At 73.0% G+C, this 22,006-nt stretch carries 18 protein-coding genes; 8 read left to right on the top strand and 10 right to left on the bottom strand.

Annotated features, from left to right (window positions below; genetic code table 11):
* Entirely contained in the window at nucleotides 1-1,620 is a 1,620-nt protein-coding gene (locus ACH4OA_RS03775) for an ABC transporter substrate-binding protein (RefSeq protein WP_397967485.1), read from the bottom strand.
* Nucleotides 1,621-1,815: 195 nt separating this feature from the next.
* On the opposite strand from ACH4OA_RS03775, the gene recO reads away from it, so the two are divergent.
* From recO to ACH4OA_RS03760, 3 genes are read left to right on the top strand one after another with little or no spacing between them, the layout of a single operon-like run.
* Nucleotides 1,816-2,562, top strand: a complete 747-nt coding sequence (gene recO, locus ACH4OA_RS03770) for a DNA repair protein RecO (RefSeq protein WP_365879955.1) — start codon at nucleotides 1,816-1,818, stop codon at nucleotides 2,560-2,562.
* Nucleotides 2,563-2,589: 27 nt separating this feature from the next.
* Nucleotides 2,590-3,438, top strand: coding sequence for an isoprenyl transferase (locus ACH4OA_RS03765; protein ID WP_397942905.1), 849 nt, complete (start codon nucleotides 2,590-2,592; stop codon nucleotides 3,436-3,438).
* Between the two features lie 38 nt (nucleotides 3,439-3,476).
* Complete coding sequence (locus tag ACH4OA_RS03760) at nucleotides 3,477-4,805, top strand: histidine-type phosphatase (protein ID WP_397942907.1); 1,329 nt, start codon at nucleotides 3,477-3,479, stop codon at nucleotides 4,803-4,805.
* On the opposite strand, the gene ACH4OA_RS03755 is transcribed toward ACH4OA_RS03760, so the two are convergent.
* The 4 genes from ACH4OA_RS03755 to ACH4OA_RS03740 all read right to left on the bottom strand — a co-directional run bounded on the left by ACH4OA_RS03755 (nucleotide 4,802) and on the right by ACH4OA_RS03740 (nucleotide 7,921).
* The gene (locus ACH4OA_RS03755) at nucleotides 4,802-5,212 is read right to left on the bottom strand and encodes a transcriptional repressor (RefSeq protein WP_365879950.1); all 411 of its coding nucleotides are present in this window, start codon (nucleotides 5,210-5,212) and stop codon (nucleotides 4,802-4,804) included. The genes ACH4OA_RS03760 and ACH4OA_RS03755 overlap by 4 nt on opposite strands.
* 62 nt (nucleotides 5,213-5,274) lie before the next feature.
* A complete protein-coding gene (locus tag ACH4OA_RS03750; RefSeq protein ID WP_397967483.1) occupies nucleotides 5,275-6,177 on the bottom strand; it encodes a metal ABC transporter permease in 903 nt (300 codons plus the stop codon).
* Nucleotides 6,177-6,947 carry a metal ABC transporter ATP-binding protein gene (locus tag ACH4OA_RS03745; RefSeq protein WP_365882492.1) on the bottom strand — a complete coding sequence of 257 codons (771 nt, stop codon included), beginning with the start codon at nucleotides 6,945-6,947 and terminating at the stop codon, nucleotides 6,177-6,179. The genes ACH4OA_RS03750 and ACH4OA_RS03745 overlap by 1 nt, the downstream gene beginning before the upstream one ends.
* Before the next feature lie 17 nt (nucleotides 6,948-6,964).
* Nucleotides 6,965-7,921 carry a metal ABC transporter substrate-binding protein gene (locus ACH4OA_RS03740; RefSeq protein WP_397942911.1) on the bottom strand — a complete coding sequence of 319 codons (957 nt, stop codon included), beginning with the start codon at nucleotides 7,919-7,921 and terminating at the stop codon, nucleotides 6,965-6,967.
* 160 nt (nucleotides 7,922-8,081) lie between these two features.
* Here ACH4OA_RS03740 and ACH4OA_RS03735 point away from each other — a divergent pair, with 160 nt between their 5' ends.
* Entirely contained in the window at nucleotides 8,082-9,464 is a 1,383-nt protein-coding gene (locus tag ACH4OA_RS03735; RefSeq protein WP_397942913.1) for a glycine--tRNA ligase, read from the top strand.
* A gap of 64 nt (nucleotides 9,465-9,528) precedes the next feature.
* Here ACH4OA_RS03735 and ACH4OA_RS03730 read toward each other — a convergent pair whose 3' ends face one another.
* Nucleotides 9,529-10,584, bottom strand: coding sequence for a chitinase (locus ACH4OA_RS03730; protein ID WP_397967857.1), 1,056 nt, complete (start codon nucleotides 10,582-10,584; stop codon nucleotides 9,529-9,531).
* 171 nt (nucleotides 10,585-10,755) lie between these two features.
* On the opposite strand from ACH4OA_RS03730, the gene ACH4OA_RS03725 reads away from it, so the two are divergent.
* Together ACH4OA_RS03725 and ACH4OA_RS03720 are read left to right on the top strand one after the other, a co-directional pair.
* Nucleotides 10,756-11,793 carry an aldo/keto reductase gene (locus tag ACH4OA_RS03725; protein WP_397967481.1) on the top strand — a complete coding sequence of 346 codons (1,038 nt, stop codon included), beginning with the start codon at nucleotides 10,756-10,758 and terminating at the stop codon, nucleotides 11,791-11,793.
* Between the two features lie 25 nt (nucleotides 11,794-11,818).
* Nucleotides 11,819-12,412, top strand: a complete 594-nt coding sequence (locus ACH4OA_RS03720) for a TetR/AcrR family transcriptional regulator (RefSeq protein ID WP_397942916.1) — start codon at nucleotides 11,819-11,821, stop codon at nucleotides 12,410-12,412.
* Nucleotides 12,413-12,482: 70 nt separating this feature from the next.
* Here ACH4OA_RS03720 and ACH4OA_RS03715 read toward each other — a convergent pair whose 3' ends face one another.
* On the bottom strand, nucleotides 12,483-13,937 hold the full coding sequence (locus ACH4OA_RS03715; RefSeq protein ID WP_365882479.1) for an MFS transporter: 1,455 nt from the start codon (nucleotides 13,935-13,937) through the stop codon (nucleotides 12,483-12,485).
* Between the two features lie 204 nt (nucleotides 13,938-14,141).
* On the opposite strand from ACH4OA_RS03715, the gene dusB reads away from it, so the two are divergent.
* Nucleotides 14,142-15,275: a tRNA dihydrouridine synthase DusB gene (gene dusB / locus ACH4OA_RS03710; protein ID WP_365941665.1), complete on the top strand. Its 1,134-nt coding sequence runs from the start codon at nucleotides 14,142-14,144 to the stop codon at nucleotides 15,273-15,275.
* 9 nt (nucleotides 15,276-15,284) lie between these two features.
* Here dusB and ACH4OA_RS03705 read toward each other — a convergent pair whose 3' ends face one another.
* The 3 genes from ACH4OA_RS03705 to ACH4OA_RS03695 all read right to left on the bottom strand — a co-directional run bounded on the left by ACH4OA_RS03705 (nucleotide 15,285) and on the right by ACH4OA_RS03695 (nucleotide 20,580).
* Nucleotides 15,285-17,045: a sulfatase-like hydrolase/transferase gene (locus ACH4OA_RS03705; RefSeq protein ID WP_397967479.1), complete on the bottom strand. Its 1,761-nt coding sequence runs from the start codon at nucleotides 17,043-17,045 to the stop codon at nucleotides 15,285-15,287.
* Between the two features lie 116 nt (nucleotides 17,046-17,161).
* On the bottom strand, nucleotides 17,162-19,099 hold the full coding sequence (locus ACH4OA_RS03700) for a glycogen debranching N-terminal domain-containing protein (RefSeq protein ID WP_365883272.1): 1,938 nt from the start codon (nucleotides 19,097-19,099) through the stop codon (nucleotides 17,162-17,164).
* Nucleotides 19,096-20,580 carry an MGH1-like glycoside hydrolase domain-containing protein gene (locus ACH4OA_RS03695; RefSeq protein ID WP_397967477.1) on the bottom strand — a complete coding sequence of 495 codons (1,485 nt, stop codon included), beginning with the start codon at nucleotides 20,578-20,580 and terminating at the stop codon, nucleotides 19,096-19,098. Before ACH4OA_RS03695 ends, ACH4OA_RS03700 begins: the two co-directional genes overlap by 4 nt.
* Before the next feature lie 120 nt (nucleotides 20,581-20,700).
* On the opposite strand from ACH4OA_RS03695, the gene ACH4OA_RS03690 reads away from it, so the two are divergent.
* Complete coding sequence (locus ACH4OA_RS03690) at nucleotides 20,701-21,921, top strand: ROK family protein (protein ID WP_397967475.1); 1,221 nt, start codon at nucleotides 20,701-20,703, stop codon at nucleotides 21,919-21,921.
* Nucleotides 21,922-22,006: the final 85 nt, after the last annotated feature.

The raw sequence follows: 22,006 nt of genomic DNA, 5'->3' as shown, positions 1-22,006 counted from the left end.
TCAGGCCCACGTGGCCTGGAGGAGGTTGACGCCCGGGTAGGGCTGGGCCCTTATGCCGGTCAGCTCGCGCGGGTTCCAGGCGGTCATCAGCTCGTTGTGGACGACCGGGTAGAGCACGGCCTGTTCGGCGACGAGGTCGATGTAGTCCTGGACCATCGCCTTCTTCCGCGCCGGGTCCGGCTCCCGGGTGGCCCGGTCCATGGCCGTGAAGAGCCGCCGCGCGGCCGGGTCGTCGGCCCACCGCGTGTAGCGCATCCACAGGTTCCCGGGGCCGTGGTTGTAGCGCATGATCAGGTCGGCGTCGAGGCCGAACTGGTTGGGGTTGGAGGCGGCGGCCACCACCTGGTAGTCCTGCCGCTGGTCCAGCTTGGTGAAGACGGCCGTGGTCTCCTGCGGCGCCAGGGTGGTCCGTACGCCGATCGCGTCCCAGGAGGACTTGACGGTCGGCAGGCAGTCCACGACCCAGCTCACGTTCACGGCCATGAGGGTCACGTTCAGGCCGCTCACCCCGGCGGCCCGCAGCAGCGCCCTGGCCTTCGCCGGGTCGTGGCCGTAGACGGTCCGGGCCCGCCGGTAGCCGGGGTTGTGCGTGTCGAGGAACGAGGACGCGGGCCTGCCGTGGCCCTTCAGCGCGACCCGCACCATCTTCTCGCTGTCGATGGCGTAGTGCAGGGCCTGCCGCACCCGGACGTCGTCGAAGGGCTTGTGCCGGGTGTCGAACATCAGGAAGAGGTTGTTCATCCCGGCCCCGCCGGCCACCTTCATCCCGCCCTGCTCCAGGCGCGGGATGTTGGCGTAGGGGATGTTGTCGGCGATCTGCGCCCCGGCGCCGGTCCCGGAGATCCGCGCGACGCGGGACGCGGCGTCCACGATCGTCAGCCAGTTCATGCGCTTGAAGGCGGGCCTGCGGGGCCCGTTGTAGGCGGCGAACGCCTCGAAGACGGTGTTCGACTTCGGGTGGTGCGCGCTCTGCCGGTACGGCCCGGAGCCCACGGCCAGTCCCCGGACCGCGTCGTCCCAGGCGCCCGGCCGGGAGTAGACGTGCGCGGGCATGATCTTGGCCAGGGTGAGCCGGGAGAGTCCGTCCGGGAACGGGAACCTCAGCCGCAGTTCGACGGTCCGGGGGCCGGCCGCGCGGACGGATTCCAGCCAGGAGGCGAAGAAGCCCTGGGCGAGGGTCTGCGTCTTCGGGTCCAGGATGCGGTCGAAGACGAACACCACGTCGTCGGCGGTGACGGGCCTGCCGTCGTGGAAGACGGCGCCGGGGCGGAGCGTGAACCGCCAGGTGGTGGCGCGCGGATCCGCCGGCACCTCGGTGGCGAGCGCGGGATACGGCACCCGGGTGATCGGGTCGGTGTCCAGCAGCCCCTCGTAGATGTGGTGGTTGGCGGCCATCGCGAACGCCGACGCGGTCTGCGTCGGGTCCCAGCTCCCGTCGTTGCCGTACCCGATGACGGCGGTCAGCGTCCGGTCCGCGCCGCCGCCCCCGCCGGTGTCGTTGGTCGACTCCGGTCCGGCGGAACAGCCGGCCAGCAGCGCGCCCGCGCCCAGCGCCCCGGCACCCGCGAGGAACGACCGGCGGCGCGGTGCCGGTACGTCGGGGATCACGTCGTCGCGCACGGGTCCTCCAGCGGGCCGGTGTGGGGAGGGGTGGGATACGACGTCCTACGTCCTACGTCCGGCCGGTAGCGCGACCATAGGAGCGGCCGTGGAGGCGGTCAAGGCGGCGCACACGAATGGATCAGCCGTCCCAGGTCACACCGCCGGAGGCCGGATCCGGCGCCCGGGGCCGCGCGGGTACGGGACAATGGCCCCATGAGTCTGTTCCGCGACGACGGCATCGTGCTGCGCACCCAGAAGCTGGGCGAGGCGGACCGGATCATCACCCTGCTCACCCGCGGGCACGGGCGGGTGCGGGCGGTGGCGCGGGGCGTGCGCCGCACCAAGTCGAAGTTCGGGGCCCGGCTGGAGCCGTTCTCCCACGTGGACGTGCAGTTCTTCGCGCGCGGCAGCGAGCTGGTCGGGCGCGGGCTGCCGCTGTGCACGCAGAGCGAGACCATCGCTCCCTACGGCGGCGGGATCGTCACGGACTACGCCCGCTACACCGCCGGGACGGCCATGCTGGAGACCGCCGAGCGGTTCACCGACCACGAGGGCGAGCCGGCCGTACAGCAGTACCTGCTGCTGGTCGGCGCGCTGCGCACCCTCGCCCGGGGCGAGCACGCGCCGCACCTCGTCCTCGACGCCTTCCTGCTGCGCTCCCTCGCCGTGAACGGTTACGCGCCCACCTTCGGCGACTGCGCGAGGTGCGGGATGCCCGGCCCGAACCGGTTCTTCTCGGTCGCCTCCGGCGGCTCCGTGTGCGCCGACTGCCGGGTGCCCGGCAGCGTCGTGCCCTCCCCGCAGACCCTGGTGCTGCTCGGGGCGCTGCTTACGGGAGACTGGGAGACGGCGGACGCGTGCGAGGCGCGCCACGTCCGCGAGGGCAGCGGGCTGGTGTCCGCCTACCTGCACTGGCACCTGGAGCGCGGGCTGCGCTCCCTGCGGTACGTAGAGAAGTAGTCGCACGGTCGAGGAGACGAGAAGCAGATGGTCGTACGCGGGATCCTGGGGCGCCGGCGGCGCGAGTACAAGGCGCCGGAGCCGCACCCGTCCGGTGCCCGCGCCCCCAAGCTGCCGGGCGAGCTGGTGCCGAACCACGTCGCGATCGTCATGGACGGCAACGGACGGTGGGCGAAGGAACGCGGCCTGCCGCGCACCGAGGGGCACAAAGTCGGCGCCGAGCGGGTGCTGGACGTGCTCCAGGGCTCCATCGAGGTCGGCGTCCGCAACATCTCGCTGTACGCCTTCTCCACCGAGAACTGGAAGCGGTCGCCCGAGGAGGTCCGCTTCCTGATGAACTTCAACCGCGACTTCATCCGCAAGAGCCGGGACCAGCTCGACGAGCTCGGCATCCGGGTGCGCTGGGTGGGCCGCATGCCCCGGCTGTGGAAGTCGGTCGCCCGGGAACTCCAGGTCGCCCAGGAGCAGACCGAGGGCAACGACCTGCTCACCCTGTACTTCTGCATGAACTACGGCGGGCGCGCGGAGATCGCCGACGCGGCGCAGCGGCTCGCCGAGGACGTGCGGGCGGGCCGGCTCGACCCGTCGAAGGTCGACGAGAAGACCGTCCAGAAGTACCTGTACTACCCGGACATGCCGGACGTCGACCTGTTCCTGCGCCCGAGTGGCGAGCAGCGCACCTCCAACTACCTGCTCTGGCAGAGCGCCTACGCCGAGATGGTCTTCCAGGACGTGCTGTGGCCCGACTTCGACCGCCGTGACCTGTGGCGGGCCTGCGTCGAGTTCGCCTCCCGCGACCGGCGCTTCGGCGGGGCCGTGCCGAACGAGGAACTCCTCGCCATGGAAGCCGCCATGCGCGGCGATTCCGCCTCGTAGTCACCAACCGTTCACCCGGGGTGCCGAGGATGCGGCTCATGAGACGTCTCCTCCCCGTGCTCGCCCTCGGCACCCTCCTCCTCACCGCGCTGCCCGCCCACGCCACGCAGGACGGCCCGGCGCACCGCGAGAGCTACGGCACGAAGGCGCCGTACGCGCCCCGGCAGGGCCGGCACGGCTACCAGCAGGCCCCGGCCGGTTTCGTTCCCGTCTTCACCGAGAACGTCTCCCGGCACGGGTCCCGCGCGGCCAGCGACAGCGACGACGCCGACCTCGTCCTCGCCCTGTGGGACCAGGCCCGCGCGGAGGACCGCCTCACCGGTCTGGGCCGGGAGTTCGGCCCGAAGGCGCGCGCCCTCCAGGCCGCCATGGCCAAGGTCGGCTACGGCAACCTCAGCGGGCGCGGCCGGCGGGAGCTGGCGGACACCGCCGTGCGCCTGGAGCGGCGGCTGCCGGCGCTGTTCACGAAGATCGCCGCCGACGGCGAGCGGATCGACGTGGTCAGCTCCGGGCAGGGCCGGGCCGTGGACAGCGGCACCGAGTTCACCGCCGCCCTCGCCGCCGCCGACCCGGAGCTGAAGCCGCTGATCGGGCCGGCCCGCACCGACAAGGACCTGCTGTACTTCCACAAGGCGGCCGGCGGCGCCGCCTACCGGGACTACATCGAGCACGACCAGCGCCTCAAGGACACCCTGGACGGCATCACCGGCCGGCCGAAGACCCTCAAGGCCGCCCACAGCGTGCTGCGGAAGCTGTTCCAGGAGCCGTTCGTCGCGCGGATCGCCGACCCGGTGGGCGCGGCCCGTGCCGTCTACGACCTGTACGCCATCGCGCCCGCGATGAGCGAGGAGAGCCCGGAGGGCCGGGGCTGGGGCATGGAGCGCTTCCTGTCCCCGGCGGACGCGGCCTGGTTCGGCTACCTGTCCGACGCCGAGGACTTCTACGAGAAGGGCCCCGGCTTCGCCGGCAGCGACATCACGTACAAGATGGCGGACGTCCTGCTGGACGACTTCTTCCGGCAGGCGGAGGCCAAGCGGGCCGGCACCAGCGACCTCGGCGCCGAGCTGCGCTTCAGCCACGCCGAGGAGATCATCCCGCTGGCCGCGCTGATGGGGCTGCCGGGCAGCACCGAGCCGGCGGCGCCGGACGAGCCGTACACCTACGCCGGCAACTCCTGGCGCGGTGCCTCGGTCTCCCCGCTGGGCGCCAACATCCAGTGGGACGTCTTCGCCAAGGGCGACCGCTATCTGGTCCGCATGCTCTACAACGAGAAGGAGACGGCCTTCAAGGAGGGCTGCCGTCCGGTCGCCGAGGGCAGCGCCTTCTACGACCTGGACGAACTGGAGCGCTGCTTCGGCCGGCGCTAGCCCGCCGCGCAGTCCGCGCAGGTGCCGAAGATCTCCACGGTGTGGGCCACGTTGACGAAACCGTGTTCCGCGGCGATGGCCTCCGCCCACTTCTCCACCGCCGGGCCCTCCACCTCCACCGCCTTGCCGCAGGCGCGGCAGACCAGGTGGTGGTGGTGTTCGCCGGTCGAGCAGCGGCGGTAGACCGACTCGCCGTCGGAGGTGCGCAGGACGTCGACCTCGCCGGCCTCGGCGAGGGACTGCAGGGTGCGGTAGACCGTGGTCAGACCGACGGAATCGCCCTTGTGCTTGAGCATGTCGTGCAGTTCCTGCGCGCTGCGGAACTCGTCGACCTCGTCCAGGGCCGCTGCCACGGCTGCACGCTGGCGGGTCGCGCGGCCCTTCACGGGCGGTCCGGCGGTCGTCACCGTTGTCTCCTTAGCTGCCTCGCTCCTGCCCGGGCCATTGTGCCAGCCCGGGCGGACAGCGGTCAGGCGCCGACCTCGTCCGCGGCGCCCCGCGCGGCCGGAAGGGTGCACTCCGCCGGGTCTCCGGCGGGCTGTGCCGCCGCCGCCGCGCGGGCGCGCCGCCGGGCCAGCGGCGTGGCCAGCGCGGTCAGCGCGATGAACGCGGCGATGGTCAGCAGGACGATCGTGGCGCCGGGCGGCACGTCCTGGTAGTACGACGTGACCGTGCCGCCGACGGTCACCGCCACCCCGATCGCCACCGCGAGCGCGAACGTCACGGCGAAGCTGCGGCTGAGCTGCTGCGCGGCGGCCACCGGCACCACCATCAGCGCGGAGACCAGCAGCAGCCCGACCACCCGCATGGCGACCGTCACCGTGACCGCCGCGGTGACCGCGGTCAGCAGGTTCAGGGCGCGCACCGGCAGACCGGTGACCCGCGCGAACTCCTCGTCCTGGCTGACCGCGAACAACTGCCGGCGCAGGCCCAGCGTGACCAGCAGCACGAACGCGGCCAGGACCACGATCGCCGTCACGTCGGACGGGGAGACGGTGGAGAGGGAGCCGAACAGGTACGACGTCAGGTTGGCGTTGGAGCCGCCCGGCGCCAGGTTGATCAGCATCACGCCGCCGGCCATGCCGCCGTAGAACAGCATGGCGAGGGCGATGTCGCCGCGGGTCCGGCCGTACCAGCGGATCAGCTCCATCAGCACCGCGCCGAGGACCGAGACGGCCGTCGCCATCCACACCGGGGACGCGGACAGCAGGAAGCCGAGGCCGACACCGGTCATGGCGACGTGCCCGATGCCGTCGCCCATCAGGGCCTGGCGGCGCTGGACCAGGTAGATGCCCACCGCGGGCGCGGTGATGCCGACCAGCACGGCGGCCAGCAGCGCCCGCTGCATGAAGGCGTAGTTCAGGAAGTCCATCAGCTCAGCAGTCCCGTGCGGATCGGCGCGGCGCCCTCCGGCGCGTGCGGGTGTACGTGGTCGTGGCCGGGCAGGGCGTGCTGGCCGACCGCGCGCGGCGGCGGGCCGTCGTGCAGGACGCAGCCGTCGCGCAGCACCACCGCCCGGTCGATCAGCGGTTCCAGCGGGCCCAGCTCGTGCAGCACGAGGAGGACCGTCGTGCCGGCCTCGACCTGCCGCTCCAGCGTCCGGGCCAGCACTTCCTGGCTGGCCAGGTCGACGCCCGCCATCGGCTCGTCCATGATCAGCAGGTCGGGCTCGGCGACCAGCGCGCGGGCGATCAGCACCCGCTGGTGCTGGCCGCCGGACAGGGCGGTCACCGTGTCCTTGGCGCGGTCGGCCATGCCGACCTGCTCCAGGGCGCGGTGGACGGCCGCCCGGTCGGTCCTGCGGAACGGTCCGAAGCGGGTGCGGGCGAGGCGGCCCGAGGCGACGATCTCGGTGACCGTCGCCGGGACGCCGCCCGCGGCCGTCGTGCGCTGCGGGACGTAGCCCACGCGCGCCCAGTCCCGGAAGGACTTGCGCGGGGTGCCGAAGAGTTCGACCGTGCCGCCGGTGGCGGGCACCTGGCCGATGATCGTGCGGATCGCCGTGGACTTGCCCGAGCCGTTGGCACCGAGCAGCGCGACGACCTCGCCGCGGCCGACGGTGAGGTCGATGCCGCGCAGCACGGGACGGGCGCCGAGTTCGGCGGTCACCGCGCGCAGGGCTATGACGGGTTCGCTGGTCATCTCGTCTCCCGTGCTGCTCACTTGGCGCCCAGGGCCTGCCGCAGGGCCGTCAGATTGGCGTGCTGGACCGCGAAGTAGTCCTTGCCGCGGGACGTGCCGGTGATGCCCTCCAGCGGGTCCAGGACGTCCGTGCGCAGCCCGGAGTCGGCGGCGAGGGTCTTCGCGGTCTTGTCGCTGACCAGGGTCTCGTAGAAGACGGTGGAGACGCCGTCGGCCTTGGCGATCCTCTCCAGGTCCCGGACCCGGGCGGCGCTCGGCTCCGACTCGGGGTCGAGACCGTTCACGGCCTCCTCCGTGAGGCCGTAGCGCTCGGCGAGGTAGCCGAAGGCGGCGTGCGTGGTGATGAAGACCTTGGTCCGAGTGTGCGCGAGGCCGTCCGTGAACTCGGTGTTCAGCTCGTCGAGCTGCTTGACCAGGGCGGCGGTGTTCTTCTTGTAGTCGGCCGCGTGCTGGGGGTCGGCCCGCTCGAAGGCCTTGGCGACGCCCTCGGCGACCTGGGCGTAGCGCACCGGGTCGAGCCAGACGTGCGGGTCCCGGCCCGCCTTCTCGCCGTCCTCGTGGCCGTCGTGCCCGGCCGCGTGCCCGCCGACCTCGTCGCCGTGGCGCTCCAGGGTGGTCAGGGTGGCCGCGTCGATCCGGGTCTTGACCGGGGCCTGGGCCACGGCCTCGTCCACCGAGGGCTGGAGGCCCTTGAGGTACAGGACCGCGTCGGACTCCTCCAGGGAGGCGATCTGCCGGGGGCTGAGTTCCAGGTCGTGCGGTTCCTGGCCGGGCGAGGTGAGGGTGGTGACGTGGACGTGGTCCCCGCCGATCCGCTCGGCGAGGAAGGCCATCGGGTAGAACGACGCGACGACGTCGAACCTGCCGGTGTTGCCCGCCGCCGTGTCCGTGGAGCAGGCGGACAGGGTGGCGGCCCCGAGGGCGGTGACCGCGGCGACCGCGGCGGCGGGTATGAGGTGTCGTCGTACGTTCATGACAGTCATTTTCAACAAACATGGAAACCGTTGTCAACAACGCTCGTCAGACGGTCGGGACAGGGGCCGATTTGGTCGTGGGGGAGCCTGCGCCGGTAACCTGAATCATTCGCTGGAAGCATCTCGCTTCAACGCCCGTCGTCGTAATGAAGAGAGCACCGTGGCCGCCGACAAGATCGACACCATCGTCAGCCTGAGCAAGCGCCGTGGCTTCGTTTACCCCTGCAGTGAGATCTACGGCGGACAGCGTGCCGCCTGGGACTACGGACCGCTGGGTGTCGAGCTCAAGGAGAACATCAAGCGCCAGTGGTGGCGCTACATGGTGACGTCGCGCGAGGACGTCGTCGGGATCGACTCGTCCGTGATCCTGGCCCCGGAGGTCTGGGTCGCCTCCGGCCACGTCGCCACGTTCACGGACCCGCTGACCGAGTGCACCTCGTGTCACAAGCGGTTCCGCGCCGACCACCTGGAGGAGGCGTACGAGGAGAAGAAGGGCCACGCCCCGGCGAACGGCCTGGCGGACGTGAACTGCCCGAACTGCGGCAACAAGGGCCAGTTCACCGAGCCCAAGCAGTTCTCCGGTCTGCTCTCCACCCACCTCGGCCCCACCCAGGACTCCGGCTCCGTCGCCTACCTGCGCCCCGAGACCGCCCAGGGCATCTTCACCAACTTCGCCCAGGTGCAGACCACCGCGCGCCGCAAGCCGCCGTTCGGCATCGCCCAGATGGGCAAGTCGTTCCGCAACGAGATCACGCCGGGCAACTTCATCTTCCGCACCCGCGAGTTCGAGCAGATGGAGATGGAGTTCTTCGTCAAGCCCGGCGAGGACGAGCAGTGGCAGGAATACTGGATGGAGCAGCGCTGGAACTGGTACACCGGCCTGGGTCTCCGTGAGGAGAACATGCGCTGGTACGAGCACCCGAAGGAGAAGCTCTCCCACTACTCCAAGCGCACCGCCGACATCGAGTACCGCTTCCAGTTCGGCGGCAGCGAGTGGGGCGAGCTGGAGGGCGTCGCCAACCGCACCGACTACGACCTGACCGCGCACTCCCAGGCCTCCGGCCAGGACCTGTCGTACTACGACCAGGACGCCGGCGAGCGCTGGATGCCGTACGTCATCGAGCCGGCGGCGGGTGTCGGCCGCACCATGCTGGCCTTCCTGCTCGACGCCTACGTCGAGGACGAGGCGCCGAACGCCAAGGGCAAGATGGAGAAGCGGACCGTCCTGCGGCTCGACCACCGGCTGGCCCCGGTGAAGGTCGCGGTGCTCCCGCTGTCCCGCAACCCGGAGCTGTCGCCGAAGGCCAAGGGTCTCGCCCAGGCGCTGCGCCAGCACTGGAACATCGACTTCGACGACGCCGGTGCCATCGGCCGCCGCTACCGCCGCCAGGACGAGATCGGCACGCCGTTCTGCGTGACCGTCGACTTCGACACCCTGGAGGACAACGCCGTCACCGTGCGCGAGCGCGACTCGATGAAGCAGGAGCGGGTCTCCCTCGACCAGGTCGAGGGCTACCTCGCCCAGCGCCTCCTGGGCGCCTAGTCACACCGCCGGATGCCGGGCGGGCCGATCTCGGCCCGCCCGGCATCCGTGTGTCCGGGCCCGCTCAGCGGCCCTGGAGTGCCTTGACGTTGTCGCCGAACGTCCAGTTCTTCGAGCCGTCCCAGTTGACCGACCACGTCATCAGGCCCTTGAGCGACGTCCCGTAGGTGCGCCACGCCTGGGAGACCAGCGACGGGGACAGGTAGCCGCCGCCCGCGCCGGGCTGGGCGGGCAGCCCCGGGACCTGCTTGTCGTAGGGCACCTTCACCGTCGTGCCCTGCACCACCAGGCCCTTGTTCAGGCAGTCGGTCTGCGCGGTGAAGCCCTGCACGGTGCCGGCCGCGTACGAGTCGCCGGAGCAGCCGTACATGCTGCCGTTGTAGTACTGCATGTTCAGCCACCACAGCCGGCCGTTGTCCGCGTACTTCTTGACGATCGGCAGGTAGGCGCCCCAGATCGAGCCGTAGGTGACGCTGCCGCCGGTGACGTACGCCGTCTCGGGCGCCATCGTCAGGCCGAAGTTGGACGGCATCTGGGCGAGGACGCCGTCGATGATGCGGATCAGGTTGGTCTGGGACGCCGACAACTGGTTGATGTTCCCGCTGCCGACCAGGCCCGTCTCGATGTCGATGTCGATGCCGTCGAAGTTGTACTTCTTCAGGATCGGCACGATGGTCGCCACGAACCGGTCGGCGACGGCCGGGGAGGACAGGTCGATGCCGGCCGCCGCCCCGCCGATGGACAGCAGGATCGTCTGGCCGGACGCCTTGGCCTGACACATCTCGGCGGGCGTGGCCACCTTCACGCCGGCGTCCATCCCGTCCTCCCACAGGGCCGTGCCGTCGGAGCGGATCACCGGGAAGGCCGCGTTGATCACGTTGTAGCCGTGGGCGGCGATGCGGGAGTCGGTGATCGGGGTCCAGCCGAAGGGCGGGTGGACCCCGTTGGCGGAGCCGTCCCAGTTCTCCCAGTAGCCCTGGAGCACCTTGCCCACCGGCCGTGACTTCACCGCGCAGGTGTCGGCGGCGGCGGAGGCGGCGGGCGCGGCGGCGATCGCGAGCGGGGCGAGGACGGTGGTGGTGAGGGCGGCGGTGAGCAGGCGCAGGGTGCGGCGGAGCATCGGGCCTCCCGGCAGGGGGTCGTGGGGTGTCAGAGGCATGACACTGTCGCCATGACAGTGCGCTGGTCCAGACCTTTCGTCAAGAGGTCTGGACCACATGCGCGCACACCGATGACAAGTAGGGAATGACAGATATTGAAATCTGTCAGTCGTCATGACAGGGTGGAGGGCATGACGACGCGAACCCACCCGATGCCCACCAGCGCCCTCGGCACCACCGGCCCCCGGGTCTCCGCCCTCGGGCTGGGCTGCATGGGCATGTCCGGCGCCTACGGCGCGTCCGACCGCGCCGAGTCGATCGCCACCGTGCACGCCGCCCTGGCGGCCGGCGTGACCCTGCTCGACACCGGCGACTTCTACGGCATGGGCCACAACGAACTGCTGATCGCCGAGGCGCTGCGCACCGCCCCGGCCGCCTCGCGCGAGAACGCGCTGCTCAGCGTCAAGTTCGGCGCCCTGCGCGATCCGGACGACGGCTGGTCCGGCTTCGACGGCCGCCCGGCCGCCGTCAAGAACTTCGCCGCGTACTCCCTGACGCGCCTCGGCGTCGACCACATCGACATCTACCGCCCCGCCCGGCTCGACCCGGACGTGCCGATCGAGGAGACCGTCGGCGCCATCGCCGAACTCGTCGAGAAGGGCTGGGTCCGGCACATCGGGCTCAGCGAGGTCGGCGCGGACACCATCCGCCGGGCCGCAGCCACCGCCCCGATCACCGACCTCCAGATCGAGTACGCGCTCATCTCCCGGAGCCCCGAGCGGGAGATCCTGCCCACCCTCGGCGAACTGGGCATCGCCGTCACCGCGTACGGTGTGCTCTCGCGCGGGCTGCTCTCCGGCCACATCACGGCCGGCCGGCCGCTGGGCGCGGACGACTTCCGCGCCCACTCGCCCCGCTTCCAGGGCGACAACCTGCGGCACAACCTCACCCTGGTCGACGCCCTGCGCGCGATCGCCGAACGCAAGGGCGTCACGGTCGCCCAGCTCGCCATCGCCTGGGTGCTCACCCGGGGCGCGCGGTACTCCACCGAGATCGTCCCGCTGATCGGCGCCCGCACCCGCGAGCGGCTCGGCGAGGCCCTCGGCGCCCTGGACGTGACCCTGGACGCGGCCGACCTCGCCGTGATCGAGGCCGCCGTGCCGGCAAACGCGGCGGCCGGCGAGCGGTACGCGGCGGAGCAGATGGCCATGCTCGACAGCGAACGCTGACCCGGGTGCCGGGTACCGTCTAGGCATGCCACCGACCAGCGAGATCCTGACCGCCGAGCGCATCCTCGAAGCCACCGAGGAGGTGCTGCGCCGGCACGGCCCGGCCAAGGCCACCGTGGTCGACGTGGCCCGCGCGCTCGGTGTCAGCCACGGGAGCGTCTACCGGCACTTCCGCACCAAGGCGGCGCTGCGCGAGGCGGTCACCAAGCGCTGGCTGGACAAGACCACGCGGCAGCTCGCCGGGATCGCCGCCGCCGAGGACCGCGACCCGGAGCAGCGGCTGCGGGACTGGCTCGCGACGCTCTTCGCCGCGAAGCGGCAGAAGGCGGGCGGCGATCCGGAGCTGTTCGCCACCTACTCCGTCCTCGCCGACGACCTCGGCGGCGCGATCGGCGACCACGTGGCGGACCTCATCGCCCAGCTCGCCCGCATCGTCGCGGCGGGCGCCGCCTCGGGCGCCTTCCAGGCGCCCGACCCGGCCGCCGCGGCCCGGGCCGTCTTCCACGCCACGGGCCGCTTCCACGACCCGTGCTACGCCCGGGAGTGGACGGCGCCCGGCATCGAGGAGGAGTTCGAGGCGGTCGTGGGACTCCTGGTGCGCGGACTGCGCCCGGCGTAACCGGCAGGCGGCCACCGCCTGGTGCCGGCCGCCCGGGTGCGTCCGTACGGCCCGGGCCCCGCCCCCCGGCTCAGGCCCGCTCCGCCGCCGTTCCCGCGACCGGGCGTATCTCCGCCGTCTCCAGGCTCGCCGCCGTGTGTTCGGCGGTGCGGCGGGCCCAGCGGCCGCTGGTCAGCAGGCCGAGGACGAGGACGGCCAGGCCGCAGCCGGTGAGGATCCACCAGCCGGGGCGAGCCGCGGTGACGAACACCTGCCGGTACGGCGAGGCCCCTATGCCGGACGCCAGGACCGCGCCGACCACCGCGACGCCGAGCGTCGAACCCAGCTGCCGGCTGGTGGAGGCGACGGCGGCGGCGACCCCGGCCTGGGCGCGGGGCATGCCCGACACGGCCGTGTTGGTGATCGGCGCGTTCACGAAACCGAAGCCGATGCCGAACAGGACGTAGGCGAGCAGCAGGGTGGTGTCCGACGTCTGCGCCTCGAACGCGGCGAACAGGACACCGCTCGCGGTCATCGCCGTACCGGCCAGCAGCAGGGGCAGCCGGGGGCCGCGGGTGCCGACGAGGCGGCCGGACAGCGGCGCGCACAGGAACGTCGGCACGGCCATCGGCAGCATCCACAGGCCCGCGTGCAGGGCGTCCAGGCCCCGCACGTTCTGCAGGTACAGGGTGGACAGGAACAGGAAGCCGCCCAGCGCCGCGAACGCGCTGATCGCGATCACGGTGGCGCCGGAGAACGGCGCCGAGCGGAAGAACCGCAGGTCGATGAGGGGTTCGGCGCGCCGGGGCTCGTACCACAGCAGGGCCAGCAGCGCGGCCACGGCGAGCACGGCGAACGGCACCACCGGTCCGGCGCCCGACTCCGGCGCCTCGATGATCGCGTACGTCAGCGAGCCGAACAGGGCGATCACCAGCACCTGGCCGACCGGGTCGGGGCGGCGGGCCCGGGGCGCGCGGGACTCGGGGACGCAGCGGAAGGTGAGCAGGAGGGCGGCGAGGCCGACCGGGAGGTTGACCCAGAAGATCGAGCGCCAGCTCACCGACTGCACCAGCAGCCCGCCGACCAGCGGGCCGGCCGCCATGGAGATGCCGACCACCGCGCCCCAGGCGCCGATCGCGCGGGCGCGCTCGCGGGCGTCGGTGAAGGTGTTGGTGATGATCGACATGGCGACCGGGTTGAGCATCGAGCCGCCCACCGCCTGGATCATCCGGAAGACGACGAGCAGCTCCAGGTTCGGGGCCAGGGAGCAGAGCAGGGAGCCCGCGGTGAACACCGTCAGGCCGGCCATGAAGACGCGTTTGCGTCCGATCCGGTCGGCCGTGGAGCCCGCCAGCATCAGCAGCGAGGCCAGGACGAGCGTGTAGGCGTCGATCGTCCACTGCAGACCGGAGGTGGTGGCGTGCAGGTCGCGCTGCATCGCGGGCAGCGCCACGTTCAGCGCGGTGGTGTCCAGGCTCACGATCAGCAGGCTCATGCAGCAGATGGCGAGCACGAGCAGGCGTCGGCGATGGCTCAACTCGGGCATGCGCCTCATCGTACGCCGACTTCGATAGTGCGTCTAACTAATGAGTGGTGCACGGGTCTGCTGGTCCGGCCGGTGCGCCGGACCGGGACGAGGGCCGGCCGGCGCGGCTCGCGGGACTTCCGGGCGGACTGCCGGCCGAGTGGGGGACAATGGGTGACCGTAGTCCCGTGCCGAGTGCCCCCGTCCACCCCCGGAGTCCTGACGATGACCCACCCGCTTCCCATCGGCCCGCACGCCGTGACGCCGCCCGTCGTGCTCGCACCCATGGCGGGCATCACCAACGCGCCGTTCCGCACCCTGTGCCGGGAGTTCAGCGGTGGCCGGGGACTGTTCGTCAGCGAGATGATCACCACCCGGGCGCTGGTCGAGCGCAACGAGAAGACCATGCAGCTGATCAGGTTCGACGCGAGCGAGCAGCCGCGCTCGATCCAGCTGTACGGCGTCGACCCGGCGACCGTCGGCAAGGCCGTCCGCATGATCGCGGAAGAGGACCTGGCCGACCACATCGACCTGAACTTCGGGTGCCCGGTGCCGAAGGTGACCCGCAAGGGCGGCGGCTCCGCGCTGCCGTTCAAGCGGAACCTGCTGCGGGCGATCCTGCGCGAGGCGGTCACCGGCGCCGGTGACCTGCCGGTGACCATGAAGATGCGCAAGGGCATCGACGACGACCACATCACCTACCTCGACGCCGGCCGGATCGCCGTCGAGGAGGGCGTGACCGCCATCGCGCTGCACGGCCGCACCGCCGCCCAGCACTACGGCGGCACCGCCGACTGGGAGGCCATCGCCCGGCTGAAGGAGCATGTGCCGGAGATCCCCGTGCTCGGCAACGGCGACATCTGGTCGGCCGAGGACGCGCTGCGCATGGTGCGGGAGACCGGCTGCGACGGCGTCGTGGTCGGCCGTGGCTGCCTGGGCCGGCCGTGGCTGTTCGCGGACCTGGTCGCCGCGTTCGAGGGACGCGCCGGGGACCGGGTGCGGCCCGTGCTGCGCGAGGTCGCCGACGTCATGGTCCGGCACGCCACGCTGCTCGGGGAGTGGCTCGGCGACGAGTCCAAGGGCGTGGTCGACTTCCGCAAGCACGTCGCCTGGTACCTGAAGGGCTTCGCGGTCGGCTCCGAGATGCGCAAGCGGCTCGCGATCACCTCCTCGCTGGCGGAGCTGCGGGCCGGGCTGGACGAGCTGGACCTCGACCAGCCGTGGCCGGCCGGTGCGGAGGGGCCGCGCGGCCGTACGTCCGGCAACAACCGGGTGGTGCTGCCGGACGGCTGGCTGACGGACCCCTACGACTGCGCGGGTCTCGGCGAGGACGCGGAGCTGGACACCTCCGGCGGCTGAGCCGTCCGGTCAGCCCTTCCTGGGGTGCGGTGTCGAGCCGTAGGCCCGCAGGAAGCGGTCCCGGAAGGCGCTCATCCGCCACACCGGCGCGTCATGGGCCGGGCGCAGGCCGTCCGTCCAGTGCCAGGCGTCGGTCTTGTCCAGGATCCGGGGGTCCTTGGCGACGATCGACACCGGCACGTCGCGGCTGGCGTGGCCGCCGCTGACCCGGGCGATGGGCTGGTGGTCGCCGAGGAAGACCAGCACGGTGTCGTCGGTGCCGTACCGCTCCAGCCACTCGGTGAGCGCGGTCACCGAGTACCGCACCGACCTGCCGTACGCCTCGCGGGAGCGGGCGGTGTCGGCGATGACGTCGGCCGGGTCGTCGCCGGCCGCCGCCATGGGCCCGAAGACCGAGCCGTCGCCGAGCCGGTCCCAGTCGGTCATCCGGGGGACCGGCGCCCAGGGCTGGTGGCTGGAGGTCAGGATGAGCAGCGACATCCGGGACTTGCCGGCGGCCGGCGGCCGGGCGTGCACCCGCTCCTGGTACTGCTGGAGCGCGTACTGGTCGGGCATGGTCGACCAGCTGAACTTCGGTCCCCGGTAGCCGAGTTGAAACGCGTCGTAGACCTTGTCCAGGCCGTACCACGCCTGTTCCGGCCAGCCCTTCTGCACGCCCGGCATCACCCCGACCGTCTGATACGCGCCGGTCTTCCGGAACGCCTCCGTGAGACTGAGGTGATCGCTGGCCATGACCGTGCGGTAGCGCTGCTGGTTGCTGATCCACAGCCCGGACATGGTGGTGGAGTGGCCGAGCCAGCTGCTGCCGCCGTAGGTCGCCGAGGTCAGCCAGCCGCTCCTGGCGTGGAAACCGGCCTTGGCCAGGGCCCGGGTGCGGGCGTCGAGCGTCCGGTCCACGCCGGGCGCGATGCCCGGGTCCTCCACGGCGCTGCGGCCGTAGCTCTCGATGAACGTGAAGATCACGTCCTTGCCGCGCAGGTCGGGCACGAGCTGGCCGGGCGGTGTGTTCCCGAAGGCGTCGGTCCGGGCCGTTTTCCGGAAGGCCGCCTCGTCCCTGAGGGTGTCCGCGATCCGGTGGGCCTGGGTCCGCAGCGCGCTCACGGTGCGGTCGGAGGCGACCGGCACGTCCGTCAAGCGCAGGCCGAGGGCGGAGCAGGTGATCCAGACGACGGCGGCGACCAGCGTGGCGCGGTGCGCCGGGCCGGGGTGCCGGGCGAGCAGGCCCGCGAGCCGCACCAGGGACAGCGCCGGCAGGACGAGGGCGAGCAGCACGAGGACGACCGCCCCGGCCACGGCGGCCAGCGCGGCCGGGCGCCCCAGGGAGTCCTCCAGATACGACTCCGCGTCACCGAGCAGGCTCCAGTCGAGCACCACGTCGAACGTGCGGCCGAGGTACTGGCCGAAGCCCATGTCCAGCGCATCCAGCACGGTCACCGCCCCGAGCAGCACCCCGGACACCGCCGCGACCGCCACCCGGGGCCGGTGCGGCAGCGCGAGCAGCACGGCGGCCCCGACGACGGCCTCCGCCGGCAGCCGCACGAAGGCGGCGGGCCCGAGCCGGGCCACGGAGTCGGGCATCACGAGCGCGGCGAGGACGACCGCCGCGGCCAGCACGGTGACGGTCACGGACAGCGCCCGCGCGGCCCCCGGGTGCCGTGCCCGCCACCGCCGCGTCCACGCCCGCCAGGGGACCCGGGGGCGGCGGGAGCCGGGCGGGGCGGGTCCGGTGATCTCTTCGGCCACGTCCTCGGCCGACGGCAGCGCGCTCATGCCTCCGGGTACGGCCCGCCCCCGGGCGCCGTTCACCCCGCCCGGGCAAACACCTGGTCAACGGAGCCGGTGCCGAGGCAGCGCCCCTGAGGGATGCGGCCGGGCCGCCCCGTCCCTCAGGCGCCCCCCACCGCCGTCAGCAGGGCGAGCGGCGCCGCCGCCGACCGGGCCTCCCGCACGCAGGCGTGCGGGTAGGGCACCGGTGCCGCCTGCGGATCGCGCCCGTACCCGGCCAGCACCTCCGGCAGCCGGTGCCCGGTGACCGCCGCCGCGTCGATGAGCGCGTGCGCCACCGTGCGGGCCTCGTCGTGCAGCCCGTACCGCGCCAGCCCCAGCGTGATCAGCGCGTTGTCGTGCGGCCAGACCGAGCCGCGGTGGTACGACAGCGGGTGGTACGCCGGCTGTCCGGAGGCCAGCGTGCGCACGCCCCAGCCCGAGAAGAAGTCCGGCTCCAGCAGCCGCCGGCCGACCACCTCGCCGTACTCCTTGTCCAGCAGCCCCGACCACAGCAGATGCCCGGCGTCGGAGGCCAGCGCGTCGATCTGGCGGCCGTGTCCGTCCAGGGCCAGCGCCGGAAAGGACTGCTCCCGCATCCAGAAGTCCCGCTGGAACCGGTCGCGGAGATCGGCGGCGGCCTGCTCCAGCAGCGCGGCGTACGTCTCGTCGGCCCACACCGCGCGCGCCAGCCCCGCCGTGCGGCGCAGCGCGTCGTACGCGTAGCCCTGCGCGCCCGCCGCCATCACCGCGCCGGTGGGCCGGGTGCCGTCGGCGCAGCAGATCGCGCCGGGGGAGTCCTTCCAGTTCTGGTTGGCGAGGCCGCCCTCGTCGGCGCGGTAGACGAGGTAGCCGCGCGAGGTCAGCCCGCCGTGGTCGAGCATCCAGCCGATGGCGGCCCGGGCGTGCGGTTCCAGGCGGCGGGCGAGGGCGGGGTCCCCGGTCCGCTCGGTGTAGGCGCCGAGCAGGATCAGGAACAGCGGGGTGGCGTCGACCGAGCCGTAGTAGCGGCCGTACGGCACCTGTCCGAAGTGGGCCAGCTCCCCGTGCCGCACCTCGTGCACGATCTTGCCGGGCTGGGCGGCCGGGGACCCGGTGCCGCCGCCTGCCTGGGTGGCGGCCAGGGCCAGCAGGGTGGCGGCGGCCGGCCCGGGGCGGTACGGCAGCGTGAACAGGGAGGTGAGCAGCGCGTCCCGGCCCAGCAGGGTGAGGAACCAGGGCGCGCCGGCGGCCGGGACGCGCAGCTCCTCGCCGTCCGGACCGGCGGCCGGCACCTGGAGCGCGGCCAGGTCGGCCAGGCCCCGCGCGCAGGCCGCGGCCAGCTCCGGCCAGCCGGTCGGGAAGGCCACGCCCTCGCTGAACTCTTCCTCGCGGGCGCGCAGTTGCCGGTGCACGGCGGCCGGGTCGCGGGGCACCCGCAGGGCCCGCCGCTCACCGTGCGGGCGGGCGATCACCCGCAGCAGCAGCTCGGTCGTGCCGTGCGGCGGGAGGTCGAGCGTCCACACCAGCCGGCGGGCACCGGTGCCCGTCTCCTCCACGCCGTCCGGCGCCGGATCGGCGGTGATCGTCGTGACGGACCGCCATTCGGCCCGCCGGTAGGTGAACTCGATGCCGTCGGACAGCACCTGACGGGAGCGCACGGCGCCGGCCTTGGCGTAGGTGCGGTGGTCGGAGCGGAGTTCGAACTGGTCGGTGAAGTCGGCGTCGACGGTGAGCGCCAGTCGGACGGTGGTCGGCGCCGGCCGGTTGCTGGTCACCTTCACCGACTCCACGAACGAGCTGTCGCCGACGGCCTGTTCCCGGAACAGGGTGTGGGCCGCCGGCTCCTGCCGGCCGCCGCGCGGGACCAGCACACAGCGGGCTGCGTCCCCGTCCGCCACCGGGGCGAGCGGTTCGGGCACCGCGCCGTCGACGGTGAGCTGCCAGCGGCTGAGGTGCCGGGCGTCCCGGACGAACAACCCGTCCGGGGAGCCGCCACCGCGCACCCCGGTGATGTCGCCGCGGTCGCCCACGGCGGCGAAGGTGGCGCCGTGCACGAGCAGATGATGCCGGTCCGTCATCCCCGGTCCCCTCCTTGGTCACTTCTGACGAACGTGCTGACGCCCGGCTCGGACACGCCCCTTGGCGGGCTCTTGTCCAGCCTTTGACGCTCGTGCGGTGCGGACCGCTCGTGGTGCAGGTCGAGCGCGAGCGCCGCCGTCCAGCCGAAGCCGGCCGCCCCGCAGGGCTCGCCGGTGTACGGGTCGACGTACTCGGCGAAGCCGGTGGCGTCGGCCAGGTCCAGGAACGCGGTGCGCAGCGCGTCGGCCGCGCCGGTCTCGCCGTGCGCCCGCAGCCCGCGCTCCAGCAGCCAGTTGATGTTGAACCAGGCCGGGCCGCGCCAGTACCGGTGCGGGTCGAAGGCCTCGCCCTGGAGGTCGTAGCTCGGCACCAGCCGGGTGCGGTCGCCGAGCGAGAAGTGCGGGCCGTGGACCGTGCGCACCAGCGCGGCGGCGATCTCGCGGGGCAGTCCGGGCAGCAGCAGCGGCACCAGCCCGGACACCCCGCGCTCGGGCAGCAGTCCGCCGCCGCGCAGGTCCCGGCAGCGGAACAGCCCGGCCGCGCCGTCCCACAGCCGCTCCACCAGGGCCCGGGTCAGCCGTTCGGCGCGCTCCCGCCGGGCGGAGCCGGTCGCGCCCAGTTCCCCGGCGATCCGGGCGAGGGCGTGCTCGGAGGCGATGAGCAGCGCGTTGAACGCCGGGTCCTCCACGGCGAACTCCTCGCCGCCCCGGCCGCCGTCCGGCCCGTCCCGGTAGCCGCCGTCCCGGTAGTCGGCGGCCAGCCGCACGTACCGCCCGTAGTCCAGGTCCGTGGGCCGGTCCTCGGGCGCGCCGTGGTCGAGGTCGGCGCGGCGGAAGGAGCGGGCCGGGGCCGGGGCGATCCGGGCCAGCGGGGCGTCCCAGCAGGGGCTGTTGTCCATGCCCTGCTCCCAGGGGTGGACCACCGAGACCAGACCGCCGCCGCCCAGGTCGCGCCGGTGCAGCAGATACCGGTGCCAGGCGGCCAGCCGCGGGTACATCCGGGCCAGGAAGCCCCGGGACCGGGACAGGTCCGGGTCGGCGCGGTGCACCAGCCAGACCGCCAGCGCGTGCACCGGTGGCTGGACGATGCCGGACGTCTGTACGGTGCGCGGGGCGCCCGCGGCGCGGCCGGCGGTGGCGGAGCGCCAGAAGTCGGGGCTGGGGAAGTAGGCGTCGAGCGGTACGGAGGGGTTGAAGACGATGTGCGGGACGCGTCCGTCGGCCCACTGGGCGGCCAGCAGCGTCTCCAGCTCCGTCTGGGCGCGCAGCGGCGAGAGGTGCCGCAGCCCGATGGCGATGAACGCGCTGTCCCAGGACCACTGGTGCGGATACAGGTTGCGGGACGGCACCGTGGAGGCGCCCGTCCAGTTGGCCTCCAGCACCCGGGCCGCCCTGACGTGGGCGGACGCCGGTCCGGCGGGCGGATCGTATGCGATCTCGAACGGAGTGGGACGGGAACTGAGCTGGGCGGTGCGATCCACTCGGGACTCCCCGGAGACGTCCGGCCGCCCGGGTTCGGCTGCGGCCACCGTAGGGTTACGTCTATTTAACACGCAAAACTCACTATGTAATGCAGACTTGAGGAACACAAGGGGGTGCGCATGACCGGACGTCCGGGCAGGACCGGCAGGAGCGGGAACCAGGCGGGTGCCGGCGATCTGCTCCAACTCGTGCGCCATGGACGGGCCGTGACCCGCGGGGCGCTCCAGCAGGCGACCGGACTGTCCCGGGCCACCGTGGGCCAGCGGCTGGACCGGCTGTTCCGGGCGGGCTGGCTGCGCGAGGGCGCCGGCGGAGGTGTCGGCTCCCCGCTGGGCGGACGCCCCTCCGCCACCCTGGAGTTCGACGGCTCGCACGCGGTGGTCCTGGCCGCCGACCTGGACACCCGGCACGGCCGCGCGGCCGTCCTGACGCTGACCGGTGACATCCTCGCCGAACACGCCGGCACGCTGGTGGTGGAGGACGGCCCCGGCCCGGTCCTCGGCGAACTCGCCCGCTGGTTCGCCGAGTTGCTGGTCACAACCGGGCACCTGCCGGCGCAGGTGTGCGGGATCGGGCTCGCGGTGCCGGGCCCGGTGGACAGCGAGTCCGGCCGGGTGGTCCAGCCGCCGATCATGCCGGGCTGGGACGGCTACGACATCCGCGGCCGGCTGTCCCGCGCCCTCACCGAGTACACCGGCGCTCCCGCGGTGCCGGTCCTGGTCGACAACGACGCCAACCTCATGGCCTACGGCGAACAGCGCACCGGGTACCCCGACTGCCCGGCCTTCGTGCTGGTCAAGGTGTCCACCGGCATCGGCGCCGGGGTGGTCGTGGACGGCTCGATCTACCGGGGCGCCGACGGCGGTGCGGGCGACCTCGGGCACATCCGGGTCGGCGCCGACGCGCTGTGCCGGTGCGGCTCCCACGGCTGTCTCGCGGCGGTCGCCAGCGGCGGCGCCGTGGCCCGGCGGCTGGCCGCGTCCGGGGTGCCGGCCACCTCGGGCTCGGACGTGCGGGAGCTGCTGGCCGACGGGCACCCGGAGGCCGCCGCACTGGCCCGGGAGGCCGGGCGCCGGGTCGGGGACGTGCTGGCGACGGTCGTGACGCTGCTCAACCCGGGCGTGCTGATGATCGCGGGCGACCTGGCCGGGACGCCCTTCCTGACCGGTGTGCGCGAGCTGCTCTACCAGCGGGCGCTGCCCCGCTCCACGGCCCACCTGGAGGTCGTCACCTCCCGGCTCGGGGAGCGGGCGGGGCTGATCGGGGCCGGTGCGCTGGTGGTGGAGTACCTGTACGCGCCGGAACGGGTGGAGGAACGGCTCGCGGAGCTGGGCGTGTGACCGGGGCACCGCCGGGGCCGGCCGGGGCGGCGCCGCCAGGGCCGGCGGGGGGCTCGGACTGGTGTCCGGGAGGTGGTCCGGATGG

Origin of the sequence: Streptomyces sp. NPDC017095, from assembly GCF_044332325.1 — a bacterium.
GTDB lineage: Bacteria > Actinomycetota > Actinomycetes > Streptomycetales > Streptomycetaceae > Streptomyces.
Note: the sequence above shows the minus strand (reverse complement) of the source record. Positions and strands in the feature narration are given on the sequence as shown.